The organism is Terrisporobacter othiniensis (assembly GCF_000808015.1).
In the GTDB taxonomy this organism is placed as follows: domain Bacteria; phylum Bacillota; class Clostridia; order Peptostreptococcales; family Peptostreptococcaceae; genus Terrisporobacter; species Terrisporobacter muris.
The window spans coordinates 1-7,302 of sequence record NZ_JWHR01000153.1; the positions used below are offsets into that span (position 1 = coordinate 1).

The 7,302-nt window shown below is 27.5% G+C and carries 7 protein-coding genes; 2 read left to right on the forward strand and 5 right to left on the reverse strand.

The window, feature by feature from the left end; all coding sequences use genetic code 11:
* Window positions 1-9 precede the first annotated feature (9 nt).
* Window positions 10-90, forward strand: a complete 81-nt coding sequence (locus tag QX51_RS21870) for an IS3 family transposase (RefSeq protein WP_408645542.1) — start codon at window positions 10-12, stop codon at window positions 88-90.
* Window positions 91-179: 89 nt separating this feature from the next.
* Here the strand turns inward: QX51_RS21870 and QX51_RS17920 are convergent, their stop codons facing one another.
* The 4 genes from QX51_RS17920 to mgtE all read right to left on the reverse strand — a co-directional run bounded on the left by QX51_RS17920 (window position 180) and on the right by mgtE (window position 4,078).
* Window positions 180-1,337, reverse strand: a complete 1,158-nt coding sequence (locus tag QX51_RS17920) for a sensor histidine kinase (RefSeq protein ID WP_242842776.1) — start codon at window positions 1,335-1,337, stop codon at window positions 180-182.
* Between the two features lie 12 nt (window positions 1,338-1,349).
* Window positions 1,350-1,598, reverse strand: coding sequence for a hypothetical protein (locus tag QX51_RS21340; RefSeq protein WP_242842777.1), 249 nt, complete (start codon window positions 1,596-1,598; stop codon window positions 1,350-1,352).
* Entirely contained in the window at window positions 1,567-2,265 is a 699-nt protein-coding gene (locus QX51_RS17925; RefSeq protein WP_082007865.1) for a response regulator transcription factor, read from the reverse strand. The genes QX51_RS21340 and QX51_RS17925 overlap by 32 nt, the downstream gene beginning before the upstream one ends.
* 478 nt (window positions 2,266-2,743) lie before the next feature.
* Complete coding sequence (gene mgtE, locus QX51_RS17930) at window positions 2,744-4,078, reverse strand: magnesium transporter (RefSeq protein ID WP_039681272.1); 1,335 nt, start codon at window positions 4,076-4,078, stop codon at window positions 2,744-2,746.
* Between the two features lie 274 nt (window positions 4,079-4,352).
* Here mgtE and QX51_RS17935 point away from each other — a divergent pair, with 274 nt between their 5' ends.
* Complete coding sequence (locus QX51_RS17935) at window positions 4,353-5,036, forward strand: MBL fold metallo-hydrolase (RefSeq protein ID WP_039681273.1); 684 nt, start codon at window positions 4,353-4,355, stop codon at window positions 5,034-5,036.
* Between the two features lie 119 nt (window positions 5,037-5,155).
* Here QX51_RS17935 and QX51_RS17940 read toward each other — a convergent pair whose 3' ends face one another.
* Window positions 5,156-7,171, reverse strand: coding sequence for a penicillin-binding transpeptidase domain-containing protein (locus QX51_RS17940; protein ID WP_052233157.1), 2,016 nt, complete (start codon window positions 7,169-7,171; stop codon window positions 5,156-5,158).
* Between the last annotated feature and the right edge of the window lie 131 nt (window positions 7,172-7,302).

Consider the following 7,302-nt stretch of genomic DNA (forward strand, 5'->3'; position numbering starts at 1 on the left):
TCTCAATATATAGATTATTATAACAAAGAAAGAATACAGGCAAAATTAAACTACCTTTCTCCTGTAAAATACAAGAAAAAGGTAGCCTAGGTTGTTTTATATTGTTCCACATGAAGGGTGCAGTTCAAAAGAGTATCTATGAATTTATTTTGCATAAATCTTCAGATACTCTTTTCATATTAAATATTATTTTTATTATTTGGTAATATTATTACAAACTCCGTTCCCTTATTTACTTCACTATTTACAAAGATCTGTCCATTATGAGCATCAATTATGCTCTTCACTATGGATAATCCTATTCCAATTCCTCCAGTTTCTTTGTCTCTTGATTTATCTACTCTATAAAATCTTTCAAAAATAAAACTAATCTCATCTTTAGGAATTCCTACTCCATTATCTTTAATAGATATAATCACATTGTTACAATCTTCATAAGCTTTTATATGTATTTTTCCATTAATATTTGTATATTTAATAGCATTGGATAATAAGTTTGCTAATACTTGAGAAAATTGTTCTTTATCAAGACTAATATATATTTCTTTCAAATCATAAGTTATATTTATATCCTTAAATAAAGCATCACCTTCATAGTTGTAAATAAAATGTTCTATAAATTCATTTAAGTTAACTTTACTTTTATTTATCATATTACTTTCACTATCGTATCTAGACAATATTTTAAGTTGTCCTACTAAATTACTAAGCCTGTCAGTTTCTTCCCTTATACTGCTCAGCCTTTCTGGAGTAGCTTCCCATATACCATCTATCATACAATCCAAATGGCCTTGAATACTTGTTAGAGGTGTTCTAAGCTCATGAGCCACATCTGTTGTTATTCTCTTTCTAAGCAATTCCTGTTCATTTAACTTATAAGATAATTTATTAATTGACTCTATTAGTTCTTTTGCTTCTTTTATATTGCTATTGTATTTAAGCTTATCATTATATTTTCCGTCGCTCATGTTTTTTGCTTTAGAAGAAACATTTTCTATAGATCTAGAAATTGACTTTGATATAATAAATGCAATTAGCACTACACTTCCTATGGATATAAGGCTTATAACTTTCATAAAATCATTGATTATATTTAAAAACATAATATCATTTTCCATATAATATAGTGACTTATAATATAATATCTGAGCATATCCCACTTTATCCTTATTTTCATTATATATACCAATTTTATACTGCTCCAATTTAGGAGTCCAATTTTCTTCTATACTTTGCATATTTTTTCTTATATTATTTAATATTTCATTTGACTCACTTTTTTCATCTTCTAGTATTCCATAAATTAGCTTATTATTTTTATTATAAACTTCCAGCACAATTCCTTTTTCCTATGAATCTTCAGCCAATTTTTTTATTAAGTGTACATCCCAATTTTTCTCTTTGTATATATTATTTAAATCAAAGTTTATTAAATGATTTACTTCTGATTTATTACTATCATCCACATATTTGCCAAACTCTGATTCAAAAGTCTTTGTTACAAATATTGTTATAGATAATATGGTTAATACTATAATTGTTAAGAAGGATATTATTATTATATTTCTAAGTGAAATGCTTTTTATTTTTAAGTCCAAATTTATATCCTATTCCATAAACTGTTTGTACAATCTTACAGTCCTTTGGATTTTTTTCTATTTTTTGTCTTAAATTCTTTATGTGACTATCAACTGCACGATCATCTTTTTCATAATATCCTTCTTCTAATTGTTCCAATATTTCTGCTCTTGTATATACTTTGTGCGGGTTAGATAGTAAAAGTAACAATATTTTATATTCTGTATTAGTTAGTGAAACAAGTTCTTTTCGTATTTTTACTTGATATGATAAAGTATCTATTTCTACTTCGTCACCAATCTTTATTATATTGTCTTCACTTATTTTATTACTTCTTTTTAAAATAGCTTTTACTCTAAATACTAACTCCCTCACATTAAATGGTTTACATAAATAATCATCACATCCTAAAGTGAAACCTTCTATCCTATCTTCATCCTCAATCTTAGCTGTAAGCATTATTATGGGTAGATCAGATTTTTTTCTAATATATCTACAAACTTCTTCTCCACTTATATCTGGCAACATTCTATCTAAAACGACTAGATCATAGTCTGTATTTTCAAAGTTTTCAATTGCATCTTTTCCATTATAGGTAACAGTAACTTCATACCCTTCTCTATCTAAATATGCTTTTACAAATTCACAGATTTTTTGTTCATCGTCAACTACTAATATTTTTATCATATAACTTCTCCTACAAAATTTATATATATTATAGTATTTCTTTAATATATTTTTATATAAAACCTATTTATGCCATAAAAAATTTGCTTCGCTTGAGCTACGTGTCGGCGAAACACTTCATATCGCCAAAGTTGAGAATCATGTAATCAACGATATGTCCTCATTACCACTTCGTATAAATCCGTTACTCAAACGATATGCAAACCTTACCACTTTAAGCCAATGTGTGACCGACATGCAGTTTAAGGCAATGATCTTGCTCAAAAACTAACTTTTTACAGTTCAATATTTTTGGTATTACTTAGTTTCATGAGTTTTTAACAGATTTGAGAGCAATATAATTTTCTAATATGTAAAAAGACCTGTCATAACAGATCTTTTATATTATTTATAACCATGTCTTCTTCAAACAAATTAAAGCATATATCTGCAACGTAGCAAATGTATGCATGAAGCATCGACTCAGGCAGAGAAGATTTTATATTCCAAGTAATACTTTTGCTAAAGTAAAGTATATCATAAGTGCAAAAGTGTCTACAATTGTAGTAATTAAAGGGCTAGCCATTATAGCTGGATCAAATTTTAGTTTTTTAGCTACTATAGGTAACAAACTTCCAACTACTTTTGCTATTATAACTGTACAAAATAAACTTAAACATACAGTTATAGATATGGCTAATTCAGTTCTTTCTAATAAATATATTCTAAGAAAATTCACACTTGCTAAAACAGTAGCAACTATTAAACTTACTCTAAATTCTTTAAACATTACTTTTAAATAATCTTTAATCTCAATATCTCCAAGTGCCAATCCCCTTATTACTAAAGTTGAAGACTGTGAACCTGCATTACCTCCCGTATCCATTAACATTGGAATAAATGCAGCCAATATTACTACTGATTGTAACACATCATCAAACTTCTTTATTATAGAACCAGTAAATGTGGCTGATATCATTAGCACTAATAACCATATAACTCTATGTTTCGCTAACTCCAACACTGGAGTTTTTAAATATGACTCTTCATTGGGCTGTATGGCTGCCATCTTTTGAAAATCCTCTGTATTTTCTTTATCTATGATATCCATGACATCATCTACAGTTATAATCCCCACTAGCCTATCTTCCTTATCTAATACAGGCATACATGTTAAATCATACTTTTTAAACTCGGAAGCTACAACTTCCTGATCCTCCACTGTACTTGTGCATATAATATTTCTATCCATTATATCTTCTATAAGTGTCTTTTCATTATTTAATATTAACTCTTTTAGATGTAGCGTTCCCTTTATTTTTCTATTGTTATCAATTATAAAACAAGTATCCACATCTTCTTTATCTAAAGAGTCATTTCTAATATACTTTATAGCATCCTTTACCGTCATACTTTCTTTCAAGTCTAAAAATTCTATGGTCATCATTGCCCCTGCTGTATTTTCATCATATTTTAAAAATTGATTAATAAATTCTCTTTTTTCTTTTGAAGTATTCTTTAATACTTTTTTAACTATATGAGAAGGTAACTCTTCTATAATATCTACCGTATCATCTAAAAATAATTTATCTATTATATCTTTTAATTCACTATCCGTTATGGACTGTATTATATATTCTTGCATATCTAATTCTAAATATGAGAATACTTCTACTGCCGTATCCTTTGGCAGTATTCTAAAAGCTAATACTATATCCTCATTTCTTAAATCCACCATATCCTTTGCTATATCAACAGAGTTTAAATTTGCAAAGTATTCACTTAGTTCTAATATTTTTCTTTCTTCAATTAAATTACTTACTATTTGTACCATAATAATCCCTCCATACTAAAGAGTTCATATCATCAATAATAAAATCTTGTGATTATATATGAACTCTCTCTGTTTATACTTATTGCTTATTTTCAACCTAGGGTCACTATCCATATAAATCACATCCTTTCTACATATTTACTTTTATTATATAAAATAAATATGTAGAACTTATGGAGTTTTATAAATCTTTAAGATTATTTGTTGTGCTTGATATATAATAAAATTATAATTTACATAACATATAAAATAATTGATAAGAAAGGATTTCAATATGAAAATAACATATATTCACCATAGTAGCTTTAGCGCTGAACTTGATAATTGCATATTACTTTTTGATTATTTCCAAGGAAATATTCCATATTTCGATAAAAACAAGAAGTTATATGTATTTTCAAGTCACTCTCATCACGATCATTTTAATAAATCTATTTTTAAAATAGAGGAAACACAACCTAATGTGACTTATATATTGTCAAACGATATAAATGCTCCAAAATCAGAAAATATAAAACTTATGGGTCCTAATGAAAGGTTATTAATCGATGATTTAAGAATAGAAACTCTTGAATCTAGTGATTTAGGTGTGGCTTTTATTGTGAGGGTAGAAAATAAAACAATTTATCATGCTGGAGATTTAAACTGGTGGCACTGGGAAGGTGAAAACTCTCCTGAAGAAAATGATTATGCTGAAAAAATATTTAAATCTTCAATAAATAAAATAAAAGGAAAAAATATAGACCTTGCCTTTTTACCTTTAGACCCTCGACAAGGTGAACAATATTATTTAGGTTTTGATTATTTTATGAAAAACACTAATACTAAGATAGCATTTCCAATGCATCTTTGGAAAACTTACTCTTTAGTTAAAATTTTTAAATCTTCTAATTATTCATTAGATTACAAAGATAAAATAGTTGAAGTAAATCATGATGGAGAAGAATTTAATATATAACTCAAAAATTTCATTTTCTTAATTTAGGTAATACTTAAATAGGCCATTACCCCAGTCAGTTGGAGTTTATAATATAAAAAAGGTCAACCTAGTAAAATTGACCTTTTTTATATTATATATTATTTATCTTCTGATATATAACTTTTCATTATATTTTTAACTTTAGGTACTAAATACTTTGATGTGGATTTATATTTCATATTCTCCATAACCATAGATATAGCTAATTTAGAGTTGTCCATGTCTACAGCAACAAACCAACTGTTTTCATTTCCAGTTTCATCTTCTTTAGTTGATTTAATTTCTGCTGTTCCTGTTTTCCCGGCCAAATTAACACCTTCTATTTTACATAAATATCCACTTCCATTAGAATCATTTATAACTCCAGCAAAGTCTTTTTGTAATTCTTTTAAATATTTCTTTTGTATAGCTTCACTATACACTTTTTCTTCTTTATTTTCACTTAGCACAAGTCTTGGAGTCATAATTTTTCCTTCATTTCCTAAAGCTGAATATGCCATAGTTATTTGAAGTGGTGTTGTTAAAACTTCTCCTTGTCCATAACCTGTATCACCTAGTAAAATTTCACTATCTATAGCTCCACTATTTGATATTTGAGAGTTAGACATAGGATATTCAAATTTTATATCAGCTCCCAATCCAAACTTTTTAGCTCCTTCTATAAGATTTTCACTACCTATTTTTATAGCTTTATCTGCAAAATAAATATTATCAGAATTTACAACAGCATCATATAAATTCACAGAACTTACATTTTTTACCCTAGTAACTTTATAATTTCCCCAGGATGATGATTTTTGCCAATTTACTCCTTCTATCTTCATTTTTTCATTTGGATCTATTTCCTTATTTTCTATTCCTATAGATGCTGTTATAAGTTTCATTGTAGATCCTGGTGAGTATAAATTATTTGCTCTATTATCAAAACTGGCATTTTTATTTTCTTCCCACTCTTTTGCTATAGTTTTAGTTTTGTAAGTCACCATTGTATTTGAATCATAAGAAGGTGAACTTACCATGGCTAATACTTCTCCTGTAGCTGAATTCATGGCTATAGATGCACCTTTTTCATTATCCATTTGATCATAAACTGATTTTTGTAAATCCGAGTCTATCGCCAATTTTATATCCTTGCCATCACTTGATTTTATCTTAGCAAGCGTAATATCTTCTCCTCCTCTTTCAATATATATATGAACTCCATCTGTAGCTCTTAATGTATCTTCATAAACTTGCTCCAATCCATTTTTCCCTACTTGACTACTTGTTGTATATCCTTTGCCAGCATTTTTTTCTAATTCTTCTGCTGTTATATCGCCTATATAGCCAAGTAAACTTCCAAAAGCTTCTCCTTTTGCATACACCCTAGAAGCTCCTACTTGTGACATTACACCTTCTATTTTTAAAGCTTCCTGTACCTTATCTTCTTCATATTTAGAAACCTTTACAATATTTATTGCATAATCAGGGTTTATATTATTTTCAATTTTCTTTTCTATATATTCCTCGCTTATGTCAAGTGCCTTAGCTAAGTCACTTATATCCTCCTTTTTAAATAATTTAGGGTCTATATTTATATAATTTACTTCACCATTATAAGCTAATAAGTTACCATCTCTATCAAGAATTTCTCCTCGATTACCATTGCTAACTTTTACCCTAATTTTATCTCCTTGTACCATATCCGGCAAAATCAAGCTTTCGTTCCAACATATTTTATATTTATCATCTTCTTTTTTCAGCTTAATTATTGCATCCTCATATTTTAATTTTCCACCAATAGTATTCATTGAAATAGTAATAGGTATTTCTGATTTATCCTTAATTTCACCCACATCTATTTTTATGTTATTTACTCCCATTGCTGAATATATGGCAGAGTATTTATTTACAAATCCTTCTTTACCACCAAACTCTTCTTTTATATACTCCTTGGAATCTGTTGTTAAAATTTCATATAGTTCATCATATTTTTTTTCATTTAATAACTTAGTATAATTTTTAACAGTATTTTTCATTTCATTTTTATCACTACAACCACTTAATATAAATACTGATATTATCATCATGCTAACAATTACTAGTCTACTTAGTTTCTTAATTTTCTTTTTCATTTAGATCATTCCCCCTCATAAAATCTTAATTTGACAAATATAGCTTCTTTTCCTTTTTATTTATTAGACATAAATTTTTTATAAAAGGTTTTAACTTATTTATATTTTTTAAATTGCAACTGGATATACTC